The 17,398-nt window shown below is 63.7% G+C and carries 11 protein-coding genes; 4 read left to right on the forward strand and 7 right to left on the reverse strand.

Annotation, left to right across the window (positions count from 1 at the left end; all coding sequences use genetic code 11):
• Nucleotides 1-67: 67 nt before the first annotated feature.
• Together NKH29_RS17505 and pdeM are read left to right on the forward strand one after the other, a co-directional pair.
• Entirely contained in the window at nucleotides 68-2,590 is a 2,523-nt protein-coding gene (locus NKH29_RS17505; protein WP_352483225.1) for a ligase-associated DNA damage response DEXH box helicase, read from the forward strand.
• Nucleotides 2,591-2,604: 14 nt separating this feature from the next.
• Nucleotides 2,605-3,303 carry a ligase-associated DNA damage response endonuclease PdeM gene (gene pdeM, locus NKH29_RS17510; protein ID WP_502897786.1) on the forward strand — a complete coding sequence of 233 codons (699 nt, stop codon included), beginning with the start codon at nucleotides 2,605-2,607 and terminating at the stop codon, nucleotides 3,301-3,303.
• A 6-nt stretch (nucleotides 3,304-3,309) separates the two neighbouring features.
• Here the strand turns inward: pdeM and NKH29_RS17515 are convergent, their stop codons facing one another.
• The 3 genes from NKH29_RS17515 to NKH29_RS17525 are packed head-to-tail and all read right to left on the reverse strand — an operon-like array spanning nucleotide 3,310 to nucleotide 7,918.
• Nucleotides 3,310-4,245: a dimethyl sulfoxide reductase anchor subunit family protein gene (locus NKH29_RS17515; RefSeq protein ID WP_023719522.1), complete on the reverse strand. Its 936-nt coding sequence runs from the start codon at nucleotides 4,243-4,245 to the stop codon at nucleotides 3,310-3,312.
• A gap of 11 nt (nucleotides 4,246-4,256) precedes the next feature.
• Nucleotides 4,257-4,991 (reverse strand): 4Fe-4S dicluster domain-containing protein, encoded by a 735-nt coding sequence (locus NKH29_RS17520; RefSeq protein ID WP_352483223.1) that lies wholly within the window; start codon nucleotides 4,989-4,991, stop codon nucleotides 4,257-4,259.
• Nucleotides 4,988-7,918 (reverse strand): molybdopterin oxidoreductase family protein, encoded by a 2,931-nt coding sequence (locus tag NKH29_RS17525; RefSeq protein WP_023719520.1) that lies wholly within the window; start codon nucleotides 7,916-7,918, stop codon nucleotides 4,988-4,990. Before NKH29_RS17525 ends, NKH29_RS17520 begins: the two co-directional genes overlap by 4 nt.
• A gap of 280 nt (nucleotides 7,919-8,198) precedes the next feature.
• On the opposite strand from NKH29_RS17525, the gene NKH29_RS17530 reads away from it, so the two are divergent.
• Nucleotides 8,199-9,101, forward strand: a complete 903-nt coding sequence (locus NKH29_RS17530; protein ID WP_023719518.1) for a LysR substrate-binding domain-containing protein — start codon at nucleotides 8,199-8,201, stop codon at nucleotides 9,099-9,101.
• 5 nt (nucleotides 9,102-9,106) lie between these two features.
• On the opposite strand, the gene NKH29_RS17535 is transcribed toward NKH29_RS17530, so the two are convergent.
• From NKH29_RS17535 to NKH29_RS17550, 4 genes are all read right to left on the reverse strand, one after another.
• Complete coding sequence (locus NKH29_RS17535) at nucleotides 9,107-10,363, reverse strand: Hsp70 family protein (RefSeq protein WP_352483221.1); 1,257 nt, start codon at nucleotides 10,361-10,363, stop codon at nucleotides 9,107-9,109.
• Nucleotides 10,364-10,470: 107 nt separating this feature from the next.
• A complete protein-coding gene (locus NKH29_RS17540) occupies nucleotides 10,471-11,262 on the reverse strand; it encodes a TIGR02186 family protein (RefSeq protein ID WP_023719516.1) in 792 nt (263 codons plus the stop codon).
• On the reverse strand, nucleotides 11,262-12,185 hold the full coding sequence (locus tag NKH29_RS17545) for a sulfite exporter TauE/SafE family protein (protein ID WP_023719515.1): 924 nt from the start codon (nucleotides 12,183-12,185) through the stop codon (nucleotides 11,262-11,264). Before NKH29_RS17545 ends, NKH29_RS17540 begins: the two co-directional genes overlap by 1 nt.
• A gap of 191 nt (nucleotides 12,186-12,376) precedes the next feature.
• Nucleotides 12,377-16,231 carry a peptidoglycan-binding protein gene (locus NKH29_RS17550; protein WP_352549131.1) on the reverse strand — a complete coding sequence of 1,285 codons (3,855 nt, stop codon included), beginning with the start codon at nucleotides 16,229-16,231 and terminating at the stop codon, nucleotides 12,377-12,379.
• A 550-nt stretch (nucleotides 16,232-16,781) separates the two neighbouring features.
• Between NKH29_RS17550 and NKH29_RS17555 the strand changes: the two genes are divergently transcribed.
• Nucleotides 16,782-17,243 (forward strand): MerR family transcriptional regulator, encoded by a 462-nt coding sequence (locus NKH29_RS17555; RefSeq protein WP_023719513.1) that lies wholly within the window; start codon nucleotides 16,782-16,784, stop codon nucleotides 17,241-17,243.
• The last annotated feature ends 155 nt before the right edge of the window (nucleotides 17,244-17,398 follow it).

Consider the following 17,398-nt stretch of genomic DNA (forward strand, 5'->3'; position numbering starts at 1 on the left):
CGCGAATCGATCACCTTTTGTTCTGATTCTGCTTGGCGATCGCGCGCCGCCGCGCTACCTCTGACGCGTGACAGAGCAGCCGCGCCTTGCCGAACAGAAAGCCGCCGTCGTCCTGCCCGAGCCATTCGTCAAATGGTTTGCGGAAAAAGGCTGGTCGCCGCGCGCCCATCAGATCGAATTGCTGGCCAAGGCTCAGGGCGGGCAGTCGGTATTGCTGATCGCCCCGACCGGCGCCGGCAAGACGCTGGCCGGGTTCTTGCCATCGCTGACCGAACTGGCCGGCCGGCCAAGGAGAAGGCCAGGGCAGGCGCATCGCGGCATCCACACGCTGTACATCTCGCCGTTGAAGGCGCTGGCCGTCGACATCGAGCGCAATCTCGGCAAACCCGTCGAAGAGATCGGGCTGCCGGTTACTGTCGAGACGCGCACCGGCGATACGCCCGCACACAAGCGCCAGCGGCAGAAGCTGGCGCCGCCCGACATTCTGCTGACCACGCCCGAGCAATTGGCGCTGCTGATTGCCGCGCCCGACGCCAGGCGCTTCTTCGAGGACCTGCGCTATGTCGTACTCGACGAACTGCATTCGCTGGTGACCTCGAAGCGTGGGCACCTCCTGTCGCTTGGCCTGGCCCGGCTGCGCTCGTTTGTGCCCGCCCTGCAGATGATCGGCCTGTCGGCGACGGTCGCCGAGCCCGACGAATTGCGGCGCTGGCTGGTCAGCCAGAATCCACCGGGGCCGATGGCCGAACTGATCGTCGTCATTGGCGGCGCCAAGCCCGAGATCTCCATTCTCGATTCGGAGGAGCGCGTGCCGTGGGCGGGACATTCGGCCCGCTACGCAACGCCGGAGATCTACAACGAGATCAAGCGCCACAAGACAACCCTGCTGTTCGTCAACACGCGCAGCCAGGCGGAGCTGCTGTTCCAAGAGTTGTGGCGGGTCAACGAGGACACCTTGCCGATCGCGCTACACCATGGCTCGCTCGACGTCGCCCAGCGCCGGCGCGTCGAGAAAGCGATGGGCGAGAACGCCTTGCGTGCCATCGTCGCCACCTCGACGCTCGACCTCGGCATCGACTGGGGCGACGTCGACCTGGTCGTCCATGTCGGCGCGCCGAAAGGTGCCAGCCGGCTGGCACAGCGCATCGGTCGGGCCAACCACCGTATGGACGAGCCGTCGAAGGCGATCCTGATCCCGGCCAATCGCTTCGAGGTGCTGGAATGCAGGGCGGCGCTCGACGCCAATTATCTGGGCGCCCAGGATACGCCGCCGCTGGTCAATGGCGGGCTCGACGTGCTGGCGCAGCACGTGCTGGGCTGCGCCTGCGGTGCGCCGTTCCAGGCCGATGCGCTGTTCGAGGAAGTGCGAACGGCAGCACCCTATGCCGATCTCGACCGGCCGACATTCGATCGCGTCATCGATTTCGTCGCCACCGGCGGCTATGCGCTGAAGAACTACGAACGCTACGCCCGTATTCGTCTCAACAAGGACGGGCTGTGGCGGGTGTCCAATCCTCGCGTCGCTCAGCAATACCGGCTGAATGTCGGCACCATCATTGAAGTGCCGGCGCTCAACGTGCGCTACGTCCAGGCCGGCAGCAGAGGCGCGGCTTCGCGTGGCGGTCGGGTTCTTGGCAAGATCGAGGAGGCGTTCCTCGAAACGCTGACGCACGGCGACACCTTCATGTTCGCCGGCAAGGTGCTGCGCTTCGAGGGCATCCGCGAGAGTGAGTGCTTCGTCTCGAACGCGCCGGGCAGCGACGCCAAGGTGCCGTACTATGGCGGCGGCAAATTCCCACTTTCGACGTACCTAGCCGAACAGGTGCGCGCCATGCTGGACGATCCGCAGCGCTGGAAGAAGCTGCCGGAGCAGGTCGCCGACTGGCTACGTTTCCAGGCCGACAAGTCGGTGCTGCCGAAACGCGACGATCTGCTGATCGAGACCTTTCCGCGCGGCAACCGCTACTACCTGGTGGCCTATCCGTTCGAGGGCAGGCTGGCGCACCAGACGCTGGGCATGCTGCTGACCCGCCGCCTCGACAGGGCGGGAGCCAGGCCGCTCGGCTTCGTCGCCACCGATTATGCGCTTGCCATATGGTCGCTGGCCGATATGGGTCACATGTTCAGGGCGAAGAAACCGTCGCTGGCTGCGCTCTTCGATCAAGATATGCTGGGCGACGACCTCGAAGCCTGGCTCGCCGGCAGCTGGCTGTTGAAGCGCACCTTTCGCAATTGCGCGCTGATCTCGGGATTGATCGAGAAACGCCACCCGGGCCAGGAGAAGAGCGGCCGCCAGGTGACCGTGTCGACCGACCTCATCTACGACGTGCTGCGCAGCCATGAGCCCGACCACATCCTTTTGCAGGCGACGCGGGCCGATGCCGCGACCGGTCTGCTGGATGTCAGCAGACTTGCCGAGATGCTCTCGCGCGTCCAGGGTCGAATCATGCATAAGAATCTCGAGCAGATATCGCCGCTCGCCGTGCCGATCATGCTTGAGATCGGCAAGATGCCGGTGCACGGCGAGGCCGATGAGACGCTGCTGATGGATGCAGCCACGCTGGTCGAGGAAGCCATGGGGACGAAATGACTGTGGCGCTGGCAATGGCTGCGACTCTGGCGGATACGGGCGCCGTCCGTATCGCTGGCGAACGCGCGATCTGCGACCGCCGCGGCGTGCTCTATTTTCCCGAATTCCGGCTTCTGGCCGTATCCGACCTGCATCTGGAAAAAGGCTCCTCACTGGCCAGGCGCGGCACGCTGGTTCCGCCTTACGATACCGGCGCCACGCTGCTCCGGCTGCAGACGGTGATTGCCGATTATCAGCCTGCGATCGTCATTAGCCTGGGCGACAGTTTTCACGATGGCGGCGGCGCCGCGCGCATGCACGCAAGCTTTCGCGAAAGGCTGGAAGGGCTGATGGTTGGGCGCGACTGGTTCTGGGTCGCCGGCAATCATGACCCGGAAGCACCGGCCGACCTGCCGGGCGACACCGTGCGCGAGCTGGCCATCGGCTCTCTGCTCTTCCGGCACGAGCCTTCGGCGATAAGGGTGGAGGGCGAGATATCAGGCCATCTGCATCCTTGCGCCCGCATCGTCCAGCAAGGCCGTTCGGTGCGGCGGCGCTGCTTTGCCGGCGATGGCGGCCGCATGATCATGCCGGCCTTCGGCGCCTACACCGGTTCGCTCAATCTCCTTGACCGCGCCTATGCCGGGCTGTTCCGCCGCGAAACGCTGATGGCCTATATGCTTGGCACTGAGCGCATCTTCGCGATTTCCCACTCGATGCTCAGGCCGGGCTGAGCTGCCCTATCGTCCGTAATAGAGGGTAACAGTGTGCTTGGCCTCGGCGAAGAACAGCCAGCGCTCCACCAGCATGCCGGCGAGTTGGGCGATTGCGGAGAGTATCGACGAAGCCGCCGCAAAGGGCCACGGTAAGGCAAACGCCGCAATCAGCAGCAAAGCGGGCAAGGCAAAGGCCAGAGCCTGGGTGATCAGCCGCAGCTTTGCGCTGTGCTTGCGTGCGATGCGAAAGCCCATTTCCTTGAGCAGATAGTTTTCCTCGGTATGCGGCCATTCCATCGACCGCACCGTGCCGCCGGAAAGCCCGGTTGCGGTGTTGGCATTGGTCGGGATCTCCAGCCTATCATTGTATCGCCAGGTCGCCAGCTTCAAACCCCAGCCGAGCGCGGTCAGCAACAGGGCAGCCGCCAGAAGCATATTCGAGCCTGCCGCAAATCCCTGCAGCAGGGCGTTGAGCAGTACGCTGCCGGTCATCGCCGAAAAGATCAGATAGCCGGGCAGGGTGAAGCGGCTGTGCCATTGGGCGATCGGCTTCAACGACGCGTAGATCATGCCGGTGGTGCAGACGGTTGCGACCGCGCCGATGGCAGCGAGCAGCCCGGCGACAGCCACCCAGCCGCTCGTACGGCCGAGGACCACCCAGCCAATACCGAACAGTCCCGCCGGCACGAAGGTGGCGACCGAGGCAACGCCTTCGCGCGACAGCCATGAGCTACGCCATTGCGAGAAGGCACGCCAGGCGCGTTCGGGCCGGCCGAGATGGCCGGCCGAGGACAGCAGGCCTGCCGAGATCAGGCCGAGCGACAGCCCCATGCCGGTGAGGCCAAGCCAGAAATCGGGCGGGATAAAGCCCTGTCCGGCCAACACGCCAAGCAGCGCGAGCAGGCCGTAACCGGCGCCCGTGGCGGTGGTGAAAAAGACGACGGAGAAGGCTGGATGCATGAAGGCGCGGGTCAGTTCGAAAGCATGCGGTCGACCCAGCCAAGGAAACCGCCTTCGGCTCGCACCGGCTGGAGCGCCTGTGCCGGCACCGATGCGGCGCGGGTGGTGTGGGCGCGTGGCGGCAGATATTTGTTGGTCGGCCTGTAGCCCATCTCCGGCATCAGGTCGACACCGCCGCGCTCCGCCACCAGTTGCGAGATAGCCGATGCCGGATCGCCCAGATCGCCGAAATGCCGCGCGCTGGTCGGGCAGGCGGCAACGCAGGCCGGCACGCGGTCTTCCTCCGCCAGATTGTCGTTATAGATGCGGTCGACGCACAGCGTACATTTCTTCATCACGCCGACATCCGTGTCGAATTCGCGCGCGCCGTAGGGGCAGGCCCAGCTGCACAATTTACAGCCGATGCATTTGTCCTCGTCGACCAGCACGATGCCATCCGACGCCCGTTTGTAGGAGGCGCCGGTCGGGCAGACCGTGACGCACGCCGGTGTCTCGCAGTGCAGGCAGGAGCGCGGGAAATTGACCGTACGCCCACCCATCTCGGTCATGTGCTCATAACTGTGCACGCGGTTGAACCAGACGCCGTCGACATTGCCGCCATAGGGGTCGATGTCGGTTAGCGGCGCCATATGGCCGCCGGTGTTCCATTCCTTGCAGGCGGTGACGCAGGCCTGGCAACCAACGCAGGTGTCGAGGTCGATGACCAGGCCGAGCTTTTTGTCGGTGTGGGCGGGAAGGCAAGTCATTCGGCAGCTTCTCTCTCCCGACGGAATTCGGCGCCGAAACTGAGCTTGTCGGGCGAGGGCTCGAAGTGTGGCGGCTGCCGGAACCGCTCGAATTGCGGCTCGGTGAAGCCAGCTTCCTCGGCCGCGCATTTGACGATGCGCACGCGCAGGTCGAACCATGCCGCCTGGCCGGTGACAGGATCGGAATTCGAATAGCGTTTGCCATTCGCATCGGCAGAGGTCTGGTCGCCGATGATGTGGTTGAGCAGGAAGCCGCGATTGGATTCGGCCGCGTCATCCTTGAGCCCCCAGCTGCCGCGCCGTTTGCCGATCGCGTTCCAGGTCCACACCGTATCGGCGTTGACGCCGTCGATCAGGCTGATCTGCCCCTTGACCTTGCCGTTGATGCTCTCGATCCACACCCAGTCGTCATCGACAAGCCCGAGGCTGGCGGCGGTCCGATTGTGCACGAACAGCCGGTTCTGGCTGGTGATCTGCCTTAGCCACGCATTCTGCGCGCCCCAGGAATGGTACATGTGCATCGGCCGCTGCGTCAGCGCGTGGAGCGGATAGGCTTGGCTATCGACTGCAGCCTCTTCGAAGGGCGCGTACCAGAACGGCAGCGGATCCATATAGGTCTCGATACGGCTGCGCTCCGCCTCCGGCGGCAGCACCCCGCCATGGCCGCGCGCCGCAAGGCGAAAGCGCTGCATCGGCTCGGAATAGAGTTGGAAGACGATCGGCTCGGCCTTCGGGATGAAGCCCATGCTCTCGGCGAATTCGAGATAGGAGCGGTTGGCCATCTTGTAGTAGCGCTGATCGGCGGCGAAATCCTGGTGCCAGAAGCCGCCATTATCGATGTAGCGCTGCAACTGGTCGGGATTGACGTCGCCCTTGCCGACCGAGGCCCCGTCCTTGCCGCGCCAGCCGGCGAGCGGACCGACACCTGGCGTGCGCTCGTGATTGACGATGTAGTCGGGATAGTCGCGGTATTTGGCGGAACCATCGTCGTCGACGAAGCCGGGCAGGCTGAGCCGCGCGCCGAGTTCGATCAGCACCGTCTGGAACGGCCTGACGTCGCGATCCGGCTCGACGACGGGATGGCGGATGGCGTCGCCCGGCCCGTCGGCGTGGCTGATCGGCCGATCGAGCAAACTGATACAGTCATGACGCTCGAGATAGGTCGTGTCCGGCAGCACCAGATCGGCAAAAGGTACGGTCTCGGAATAATAAGCGTCGGAATAGATGATGAACGGGATCGTGTACTCACCCGACGCATCAATATCGGTCAGCATGGCCATCGTCTCGACGGTATTCATCGACGAGTTCCAAGCCATGTTGGACATGTACATGAACAGAGTGTCGATCGTGTAGGGATCGCCGGCCCAGGCGTTACGGATAACCGTGTGCATGAGCCCGTGTGCGGCCAGCGGCGCATCCCAGGAGTAGGCCTTGTCGATACGGATCGGTTTGCCGCCTTCGTCGATCAGCAGGTCCCCCGGTCCGCAGACAAAACCGAGCGGCATGCCCTCGAGCGGCGTCATCGGCTTCACATTCTTGCCGGCTGGCTTCGGACCCGGCGGTGCAGACCGTGGATAAGGCGGTTTGAAGCGAAAGCCGCCCGGCACGTCCACCGTGCCGAGAAGCACCTGAAGCAGATGAATGGCGCGGCAAGAGTGAAAACCGTTCGAATGGGCCGAGATGCCGCGCATCGCATGCATCGACACCGGTCGGCCCTTGATGGTCTCGTGCCGGCGGCCGGCCCAGTCCGTCCACGCCACCGGCAATTCGATTTGCTGTTCGAAGGCGACATGAGCGAGTTCGGCGGCGATCCTGCGGATGGTATCGGCGGAGATGCCGCACCGGTCAGTGACCGCCTCGGGTGAATAGCTCTCATCCAGATAGCGGTCGGCGACGAGTTGGAAGACCGGCACGCAACGGCGGCCGTCGACGAGAAAGCTGCCGGTCAGTGCGGGCTTCGCGTCGGCGTCACTGGCATTGACTGGCATCTTTGCCACCCTGTCCCAAGCCAGCGGATTGCCGTCGCCGTCGCGCATGAACAGCCCATCATCGGCAGCACCAGGCTCTTGAATGACGAGAAGATGGGCGTTGGTGTAGCGCAAGAGGTAGTCGAGATCGACACGGCCGGCCTTAAGCAATTCGTGGACGAGCGCAAACACGAACAGGCCGTCGGTACCGGGCCGGATGCCGATCCAGTCGTCGGCAATCGCGTTGTAGCCGGTGCGGCAGGGATTGATCGAGACCACCTTGGCGCCGCGTGCCTTGAGCTTGCCGAGACCGATCTTGATCGGATTGGAATCATGATCCTCGGCAACCCCGAACAGCATGAAATATTTGGTGTTGTCCCAGTCGGGCTCGCCGAACTCCCAGAACGAGCCGCCGATCGTGTAGAGGCCGCCGGCCGCCATATTGACCGAGCAGAAGCCGCCATGGGCGGCAAAGTTCGGTGTGCCGAACTGGCTCGCCCACCAGCCGGTCAGCGATTGCGACTGGTCGCGCCCGGTGAACAAGGCGAGTTTCTTCGGATCGGTTCGGCGGATATTCGAAAGCCGCTTCGTCGCGATCGACAAAGCTTCCTCCCACTCGATCTCGCGGAACTCACCCGAGCCGCGCGGGCCGGTGCGCAGCAGCGGCTTCTTCAGCCGAGCCGGGCTGTAGTGCTGCATGATGCCGGCGCTGCCCTTGCCGCACAGCACGCCACGGTTGACCGGATGGTCCTTGTTGCCGTTGATGTAGCGGACTTTGCCGTCCTTGATGTGGACGTCGATGCCGCAGCGGCAGGCGCACATATAGCAGGTGGTCTTGGCGATGCTGTCGGAGACATCAGGCGAAGTATCGACGCCGTCGCCTTCGGCGGGCGCGCGCGTATCGGCAAGCGGCCGTTGGGATGGTGCTGAGTTGGCGCCGCGCAGCGGTTTGTTGGTCATGATCCGGCGATGTTGTTGCGTTCCGCGGCCTTGGCTCTCGTCTTCGGGCCTGGGCCGCGCATGTAATGCTGTTCCGGCCGATAGCGTTCACCGACGAGCCGCCACCGCAGGCTGCGGGTCCAGTGCGTAAACACGGATTTGAACAGCCTAACCAATTTCTACCCTCGACTGTTCTGGCGCGACTTTTTTCCAATTTCGGGCTAAAATTTAGAACAAAGCAATCAATCTGTCTAACAACTTGCTCTTGTAATTCCAATCGGATTTGCTTCTTAATGCTGGCATGACTCTGGACCAATTGCGGATCTTCGTCGCCGTCGCCGAACGGGCGCACATGACCAAAGCGGCCGACTTGTTAGGCATTTCACAGTCGGCCGCGTCCGCCGCCATCCGCTCGCTCGAACAGCAGCACGGCGTGCAGTTGTTCAACCGAGTGGGCCGCAATATCGAGCTCGCCGAGACCGGACGCCGGTTCCTGCCGGAGGCCAAGGCGGTTCTCGAGCGGGCGGCGGCCGCCCACAACGTGCTGGAGCATGTCTCGCAGACGATATCAGGCAGTCTCTCGATCGCTGCCAGCCAGACCATCGCCAGCTATTGGCTGCCGCGCCGGCTCGCTTCTTTCCACGAAGCCTATCCTGCCGTCAGGCTGAGCGTGAGCATTGGCAACACCAGGCAGGTCGAGACCAATGTACTTGATGGCGCAGCCGATTTTGGCCTGGTCGAGGGGCGCACCGAATCCGACATTTTGCGGCGTGCCAAGGTCGATATCGATCGCATGATGCTGGTCGTGGCGCGCTCGCACCCTGAGATCGCGGAAGTTTCGCCTGGGCATCCCGACCTTGGCGGGCTTCGCTGGATCATTCGCGAAGGCGGGTCGGGCACGCGCGAGGCGCTGGAGGACCTTGCCCGACGCGACGGGATTTCGTTCGCGGACCTACAGATATTCCTGGTATTGCCGAGCAATGAGGCTATTCGCCAGGCGGTCGAGGCCGGCGCCGGCGCCAGCATCATTTCGGAACTCGTCGTCGCGCGCGCGGTCGCCGAAGGCAGTCTGCGTTCCGTGCCGATCGATCTGCCGAAGCGCGAATTTGCCATGATCACGCATCGCGACCGGCAGCCAAGCCTGGCCCAGATGGCGCTCAAGGCGCATCTCGGCGGCAAAGCTGAGAGAGCCGCGCCGCTTTAAGCCGATCAGGCGAACTTCCGCTGTGCGTCGAGCGCCAGCCCAAGCCCGACTGAGCCGAACACATCGCCTTCGATAACCGACGCCTGCGGCACCAGAGCCAGGATCTGCTGCCTGGCCAGCGGGATCGCGGTCGATCCGCCGGTCAGGAACACCGCCGTGATGTCGGAGGGCTTCACCTGCGCGTCGCGGACGGTCTGCTCGACGGTACCTGCAACGCGCTCAATATCCCGAGCGATAGTGGCTTCGAGACCTTCGCGCGTGATCTCTGCCGTGAACCTCACCTCCGGTAGCGCGACCTCGATACCGGCCGACGATCGATCCGTCAGCTCGATCTTGGCCCTTTCGACCAGCGCCGCTAGCGCGTGGCCGTAACGATGCTCGACGATGTGGATGAAGCGGTCGACCAGGTCTGCGCGCTCTGCCTCGTAGCGGATCTGGCGAAGATGCGTCATCGCCCTTGCGGTATAGACCAGGTTGATGCGCTGCCATGTCGCCAGGTCGATGAAGTAGCTCGCCGGCAGATTGCGCTTGCCATCCTTAGTCGACGTCAGATAGCCGAGCTGAGGCATCACATGGGCGATGCTCAGCAGCCGATCGAAGTCGGTGCCGCCGATGTGGATGCCGCGGCTGGCCAGGATGTCGTCCTTGCGGTCGAGCGAGCGGGCGCGCTCGGGCGAGACCCGCACGATCGAGAAATCGGACGTGCCGCCGCCCATGTCGATGATCAGCGCCAGTTCCTCGCGCGTCACCTTCTGTTCGTAGTCGAGTGCCGCCGCGATCGGCTCGAATTGGAAGGCGATGTGCTTGAAGCCCTGAGCGCGAGCGGCATTTTCGAGTTCGTGCTCGGCCTCGGCGTCGGCCCCGGCGTCGTCGTCTACGAACTGTACCGGCCGTCCGATTACGACGCTTTCGACTGTGTCGAGGGCGTTTTCTTCGAGCTTCTTTTTCAGGTGGCCGACAAATAGGCTGACAATTTCCATGAAGCCGATCGAGCGCGCCTTGATGCGCGTCTTTTCGTGAGCGAGCGAGCTGCCGAGAACGCTCTTCAGCGAGCGCATCAGGCGGCCTTCGATACTGTCCGTATAGTTGGCGATGGCGCGTCGCCCGAAATAGGTGCGGTTGTCCTCGAAATTGAAGAACACCGCACTGGGCAGAGTGACTTGGCCGTCTTCCAAGGCCACCAGCCGCGGCTGCCCGTTCCTGACCACGCTCACGGTGGAATTCGAAGTGCCGAAGTCGATACCGGCAAATGCTGGTCGCATCGTGCGTTCCTATATTCTGATTTGGGGAGCAGCAGCTCGTGCCCGGTCGGACCGGGGATCGCGGTCTAGCCCATACCCTCGGAAAGGGAAACCACTTTTACGAGAGTTCAGTCTTTCCTGAAGACCAGTCTTCCGAGCCAGCCTGTCAGCATGGCCAGCGATACGGCAAAGACACCGTAGAGGAAGGAGTAGTCGTGGGCGACGCGGAAGATCGACTGTTCGAAACCGGACTTGCGGATTTCGAGCTGGGCGGAGCTTTCCTTGATGAACAGGCCGCTCTTGAACAGGAAGGCGCGCGCCTTGTGGGTGCCGACCGGAACGTTGGGAGCGAGCCTGACGGTGGCGCGGAACAGGTTCTGCGACAGGAACTGCACACCGCCGACATTCTCGCTGTAGAGGCCTGTTGCCGCCTTGCGCTCGCGCAGCGCGGCGGTGAACTCCTCGATTGTCGCCGGGCTGTCCTCGGCGTCGGCCGGCTGCAAATAGAGGTTGGAGGCGCCAAGCGACAGCTGCTTGTAGCTGTTCGGATCGGTGACGTCCTGCAGCGGTCGCGTCGTCGCCACAGAATAGGAGACAGGTACGTTTTCGAAGGTCTCCGACTCCAGATTGACCCAGACGCCGAGCACCCGGTCCTTGCGGCGCACGACGACCGGTCGGGCCGGGCCTTCCAGCACAACGATCACGTCGTAGCGCCCTTGCCGTGCGACAAGCGGATCGGCATTTTCCAGCGATCCGAAGATGGTCAGGTCGGCGCCGGAAAAGCCGGCGGTAATCGAGACATTGTCGGTGGAAAGGCCGATCTGGATGTTTTCGGTTAGTGGCGTCTGTGCCTTCGCCGCTGACGCCGCGGCCAGCAGCGACAGCAAGGCGGCGGCCGCGAGCGTCCTCAAGCCAGCCATCAGCTCAGGCCCACGCCGGACAGCGAATAGAGATTGGGAGGCGTGACGAAAAGATCGATGGCGAGCCGGATGGCGACCGCCAGCACAAGCAGCGCCAGCAGCGCCCTGAGTTGTTCGCCCCGCAGCCTCTGACCGGCCTTGGCGCCATATTGTGCGCCGGCGACGCCGCCTGCCATCAACAGGAAGGCGAGCATGACGTCGACCGTCTGGTTGGTGGTGGCGTGGACCAGCGTGGTGTAAGCCGAGGTGAAGATGATCTGGAACAGCGAGGTGCCGATGACGACGTTGGTCGGCACTTTCAAAAGGTAGATCAGGGCCGGCACCATGATGAAGCCGCCGCCGACGCCCATGATCGACGATAGGAAGCCAATCGCCGCGCCCAGCCCAAGCACCGGAATGACGCTGACGAAGAGCTTCGAGGCCCTGAACCGCATCTTCAGCGGCAGGCGGTGGATCCAGTTGTGCTGGCCGGATTTCTTCAACACCGGTGCGGCGCCGCTGCGGGTGACGCGCAGCGCATTGATACTCTCGACCAGCATCAGCCCGCCGACAGTGCCGAGCAGCACGACGTAGAGCAGCGAGATGAACAGATCGAGCTGGCCGAGTCGGCGCAGGAACGCAAAGACATAGATGCCGCCGGTCGAGCCGACGATGCCGCCGGCCAAAAGCACGCCGCCGAGCTTGAAGTCGAGCGTGCCGCGCTTCATGTGCGACAGGGCGCCGGAGAAGGAGGAAGCGATGACCTGGTTGGCGCCGGTGGCGACCGCAATCGCGGGCGGTATGTTGTAGAAGATCAGCAGCGGCGTGATGAGAAAGCCGCCGCCCACGCCGAACATGCCCGACAGGAAACCCACCGCTGCGCCCATGGCCAGCAGCACGAAGACGTTAACGGAAATTTCCGCGATCGGGAGATAGATGCCCACCCGTCAGTCTCGATCAGTTTGCCTCCTGGCGAATGCAACCGTTGCGGGCATTTTGCGCCAGAAGGCTATCTCGTTCTTGCGCCGGCCGGGCGGTGAAGTCAAACTTCGTCGCACCGCCGAAACAAAAAACAACTCAATCAGTTAACAGGCAAATCTGTGGCAAGGGCGTCGCGGAAACGACGCATCCGCCGTTATTTGCGCGCGAGCAACGCCTTGACCAGCTTTTCGTCGATCGCGCCGGTTGCCTTCATGTCGTTGTCGGTCTGGAAGGCCATGATCGCGTTCTTGGTTTTCCGGCCCATCATGCCGTCGGGATTGCCGGCCTCGTAGCCGTTCTTGTTGAGGATGCGCTGGATGTTCTGGACCGCTTTCTTCATGTCGATGCCGGCCGTCGTCTGCGGTGTGCCGTCCTGCCACGATTCAGGAATGTCGGCCGAATTGGCGGCTGGATCGAGCGGCTTGGCCTTCCACAGCTCGGCCGCGGCACGCGTACGCTCCAGCTGCTCGGGTCTCAGGGCTTTGGCGATCTCGTCGCGCTTGGCCGCCGCATCCTTGTCGCCGGTCTTGGCGACGAGCGCGAACCATTTGTAGCTCTCCTCGAGGTTCTGCTTCATGCCGACGCCCTTCGCCGCAAGGATGCCGAGATTGAACTGGCTGTCCTTGACGCCGAGGTCCGCCGCCGCCTGGAACCAGCGCGCTGCCGATTCATTGTCGGTCACGCCATCCGCCGCCATCGCAAACAGCACGGCCAGATTGTGCATGGCGCTGGCGTTGCCCTGCTCTGCGGCAAGCTGGTACCAGGTCTTCGCTTTTTTGATGTCGCGTGCGACGCCGATGCCCTTCTCGTAGAAATTGCCGATGCGGTATTCTGCCGGTGCGAAACCGAGATCGGCAGCTTTCTCGTACCATTTGGCCGCCGCTGCCATGTCTTCCTTGACGCCGCGCGACTCGGCGTAGCGCGAGCCGATCTCGAACAGTGCCTTGGCGTCGCCGCCGGCCGCTGCATCGCGCAGGGCGGCCGGACCGACACCGGCCGGAACCTCGATCTTGGCAACGCTTGCCGCGGCAGCATCTGCCGGCGGCACCGTGCCCGTCGTGTCCTGCGTCGCAGCTGTGGTGGTAGCAGGCGCGGCAGCCATTGGCTCGGCGTCGCTGGCCGTCGCCGCTGCCGGTGCGGGCACTGCGGCCGTGGCGTCTGGCGCCGCCATGTCAGGGGCTGCCGCGGGGGCTGTCGATGCCTCGGTTGCCGGTGTGGCGGGGCCGGTTTGCGCCGCCGTGTCGTCCTTGGTCGTCGCTGCGGACGGCTCTGCCTGCCTGACGATGGAGGACGGCGCGCTATCCTGCGCTGCCGTCTGCGCGTCCGCCTTCGGTTCGCTGGCAACGCTGGCCAATGCAGTCTCCACCGGCTGTGCGGCCACAGCCGGCGCCGCGTCATTGTTGGCGACTTCGACCGGATCGGAGAAGAAGGCTTTGCCCAGTTGCAGGCCGGCAAGCGCCAGCATGATGGCAATTGCCCCCATCAGGATCGGCTTGCGCCGCGCCTTGAGCAGGTCGCCTATCCTGAGCGCCTTGACCGGGCCTTTCATCGTCGACTGGCGCTTAAGGGCGTCCGCCTCGGCGGCCGCCGCTTGCGCAGCCCGTCTGGCTGCCGCGATGAAGTCCGATTTCGCCGCTTCGGCGCCGCCTTCGCGGGCCGGCTGCCCGCGCTCGTCGCGCACACGTTTCATGATGGCGCTGAGGTCGGGGGCGCCGGAGCCGGGTTCCAATGGCCGATTGGCGACCTTGGGGTCGAGCGGCTCGTCCAGATCGACGCTCGGTATTTCGACGCTCGACGCCGAGCCGGCAAGCGGCGGCATCTCGGCCTCCTTCTTGCCCTTCAAGGCGCGCGCCAGCCCGCCTAACATCGATTTCCTGCCGCCGCCGTGCTCGGTTTTTTCATGCGTCGTGTCTGAACCGAGGGCCGCCAGGGCGGCTGCCGCGGCCGCCTCGGCCGGCGTACGCGGACCTGGCTCGTCGCGCACGAGCGCCGCGGTGCGACCGTCCAGATCGGCCATGTTGCCCGTTAACGGCAGCGGCTGGTCGATGTCCATCGACGGTGCGTCCTGCACCGAGATCTTGGATGCCCGGCCGAAGCGTTTGCTCAACTCTGCGCTTGCCGGTTCGCCGGTCTCCAGTGAACCTAGCCTGTCAACAATCTTGAGCAGCGTGTCGTGGATAGCCTCGAACGTCCTTGAATTGCGCTCGTCCGAACGGCGCGTCAGCGCCTCGAGCGTCTTCAGGTCCTGGGCGAGGCCGGTAACGGCCGCCGTGTTGGCGCTTGATCCGGCCAGCGAGCGGACGGCGCTCTCGGCCGCCTCGCGCGCCGCGCCGAGGATGGAATCGCGGGTTCCGGCCAGCGACTTCTCGATCTCGTTGAGGCGCGGGCTGATGTCGTCGAATTCCGGCAGCGGCGTGCCGGGCTTGGAAAGATGCGCCGTCAGGCCCGCGACCTGCGCTTCGAGGCTGCGGATCAACGCCGGGTCGATGCTGGCGACCTGTGCCGCGGACGAATCCAGCCGGCTTGAAATGTCTTCGAGCCGGCTCTCCAGGCCGCGGATCGCCGCCTCGCTGGCGGGATCTGGAACGCGCGTCTCCATCCGCTTGGCCAGCGCGGTGAAGCGGGCGTCGATGGCATCCATGATGCCGGCGCTGTCGACCTGCGGCATGCGCTGATCCAGCCTGTCGGCGACTTCGTCCAACCGGCGCTCAAGGTCGCGAAACAGCATGTTGCCTTGTTCGATGGCGTCGCCCTGGCGACGTTCCATCATGCTGGACAGCACATCGAAGCGCTGCTCGAGCCCCTGGAAGATGTAGTCGGCGTCGGGCATGGCAGGTGCATGGTCGATCTTGTCGGCGATAAGCGCGACTTGCCTGGCAAGGCGCTCCATAGCTTGTTCCGGCAGATTGGCTCGGCCGGCCAGCTCATCCACGCGGCTCGACAATGTGTTGAGACGGTCGATGACCTCCCGGCCCGGACGATCCTGCGACACTTCTTCGATTTGCTGGGCCAGTGAATCGATCCGCTTCTCGATGCGTTCGAAGGGCTCGGGGTCGAACGAATTGGCTTGCGCGGCAACCGTCGAGGCGACGATCGCGCGGGAAATCTCGTCGAGCCGCTCGTCGATCTGACTGAATGTGTCGCTGCCGCGATTGTCCTGCTGGCGGGCGAAATGGTCGACCGCTCCGGCAAGCATGCGGACCTTTTCCTCCAGCGAGCGCAGCGACAGCGATTCCGGCAGATTGCTGACGGCATTGCTGATCTGTTCGAGCCGCTCGGTCAGCGCCGACAGGCCGGGCGCGTCGGAGCGCTTGCGCTGATCGGCGTCGACGCGGTCCTCGAAGGCGCTCCAGCGGCGGTCGAAATCGTCCCAGCGGCGGCCCACTGCCTGCACGCTCTCGTCGCGCGCCAGCGTATCGAGAGCTGCCTTGACCTGCTCAAGCTCGAGCCGCAACATATTGACGCTTCTGTCGTCGCTTTTTTCGGCCAGCGTCTGGATGGCGCCGGAAAGCCGCTCGAATTCGACGCCGAGTTCGGCGCTGCCCTTGCCGCCGCCATTTGACTGGTAGGCTCGCTCGATATTCTTGCGCAGTGCGTCGAACTCGCGTTGCAGGCCGGAGGTCATCTGCTGGCGAAGCTCTTCGCGCAGGCCGCGCAATTCGCCAGCGATCTTGCCGGCTAGGGCGACGCCGTCCTCCTGGCCGCGCACCCGGTCGATATCGCGGGCGATCGCCTGGTAGTTCTGGTCGACGGCCGCCGCTGGACCTTTCGGCCGCTGCGCGTCGCGTGGGTCCTCGTACCGGCGCTGCTGGCCATAGGGTTGGGCACTAGGATAGCGCGGTTCTGCCGCTGGTCGGCGTGGACCGGGATGGCTTGCAGTCTCCTCGCGCGTCCGCTCCAGTCGCTGCTCCAGCGTTTCCAGGGAACGGTTGAGCTCTTCAAGCGTCGTGTGCGGCCTGCGCTGCCTGCCGGCGTTGAGTGTATCGAGGTAGGACCGCTTGCTGTTCATCAATGCGCCCGTTTCAGAATTGCTGGCTTTCACCAGGTTCCCAAAGTCCTGCCGGGACGAACGCGACTGCTTGGCTTGTTGCAGTGGAAGACGAGCTTCCCGGGTCTTACCCGCGCTCCGAAAAACCGTGAAAAATTCAATACAGGATAAACACGGGTAACCGACATGCGCACATTTCGCCCCAACGTGGTAAACAACGCGTTAACCAAGCTTAAGAAGTTGCAACTTTGTCGACTGGCTGCGGACGGCGCCGGGTGTCTTTTTGGACGCACAAAAGACGCTGTAGAATTTTGATCAGCCGCATGATCGCTCCCGAAATCGGCCACGACTTTTAGGTTATCCACCGGCGCTGCGGCATAAAGTTCCAAGCCCAGAACGCTCTTGCGTCGTAAGGCGGCTATCGATATAGCATTGACGTAAACGTAAACGAGCGGATTACGCCGTTTGTGATTTGTTTGTTGAAACCACGAGTGGAAGCACGCCCCCGCTTTCACTCAGGCGACGCAAGGTCCGCGACCGCGACGCCACCAGACGGGGAAAGCCAGTGACCATGAAACTTATTTCGCCCGGCCAAGCCGCGGCCAATACCAACGATATGTCGAGCGAAGCCGGTGAAGAGCTTGTCCGCATCGGCGAAATGGCCAAGAAATACGGAGTGACGCTGCGCACGCTGCGTTTCTATGAGGACAAGGGTCTACTCAACCCGCAGCGTGACGGCTCAACCCGTCTCTATACACGCCGCGACAGGGCCCGGCTGAAACTGATCTTGCTCGGCCGCAAGGTCGGGTTCTCGCTGCGTGATGTCAAGCAGATGATGGACCTCTACGATCCGAACGGCTCCAACACCAAGCAGTTGCGGTTGGCGCTCGACAAGTCGGAGAAGCAGCTTGCCCGCCTGCAGAAGCAGCGGGCGTTGATCGATGACGCCATCAGCGAACTGAGTGCCTCGATGTCGACCGTCCGGCAAATGCTGATCGAGCGCTCGGCGCCGCAGGCCAGCGTGGCGAGCTAAACTAAACCTGCCGATTTCTGACGAATGAGAACCGGGGGGGGGGGGGGGGGGGGGGGGGGGGGGGGTGGGAAGCGCAGCCAGGGGGGGGGGTGGGGGGCGGGGGGGGAATTTTGCCGCCGAGAAAAAATAATTATTGGAAACAAAAAAAATATTTT

Origin of the sequence: Mesorhizobium sp. M1295 (genome assembly GCF_040318135.1) — a bacterium.
Classification (GTDB): Bacteria; Pseudomonadota; Alphaproteobacteria; order Rhizobiales; family Rhizobiaceae; genus Mesorhizobium.

Coding starts and splice junctions, on each gene's coding strand:
- NKH29_RS17525 (WP_023719520.1), bottom strand. CDS start 7,918: ATGACCAACAAACCGCTGCGCGGCGCCAACTCAGCACCATCCCAACGG.
- NKH29_RS17530 (WP_023719518.1), top strand. CDS start 8,199: ATGACTCTGGACCAATTGCGGATCTTCGTCGCCGTCGCCGAACGGGCG.
- NKH29_RS17515 (WP_023719522.1), bottom strand. CDS start 4,245: ATGCATCCAGCCTTCTCCGTCGTCTTTTTCACCACCGCCACGGGCGCC.
- NKH29_RS17555 (WP_023719513.1), top strand. CDS start 16,782: ATGAAACTTATTTCGCCCGGCCAAGCCGCGGCCAATACCAACGATATG.
- NKH29_RS17540 (WP_023719516.1), bottom strand. CDS start 11,262: ATGGCTGGCTTGAGGACGCTCGCGGCCGCCGCCTTGCTGTCGCTGCTG.
- NKH29_RS17520 (WP_352483223.1), bottom strand. CDS start 4,991: ATGACTTGCCTTCCCGCCCACACCGACAAAAAGCTCGGCCTGGTCATC.
- pdeM (WP_502897786.1), top strand. CDS start 2,605: ATGGCTGCGACTCTGGCGGATACGGGCGCCGTCCGTATCGCTGGCGAA.
- NKH29_RS17550 (WP_352549131.1), bottom strand. CDS start 16,231: ATGAACAGCAAGCGGTCCTACCTCGATACACTCAACGCCGGCAGGCAG.
- NKH29_RS17535 (WP_352483221.1), bottom strand. CDS start 10,363: ATGCGACCAGCATTTGCCGGTATCGACTTCGGCACTTCGAATTCCACC.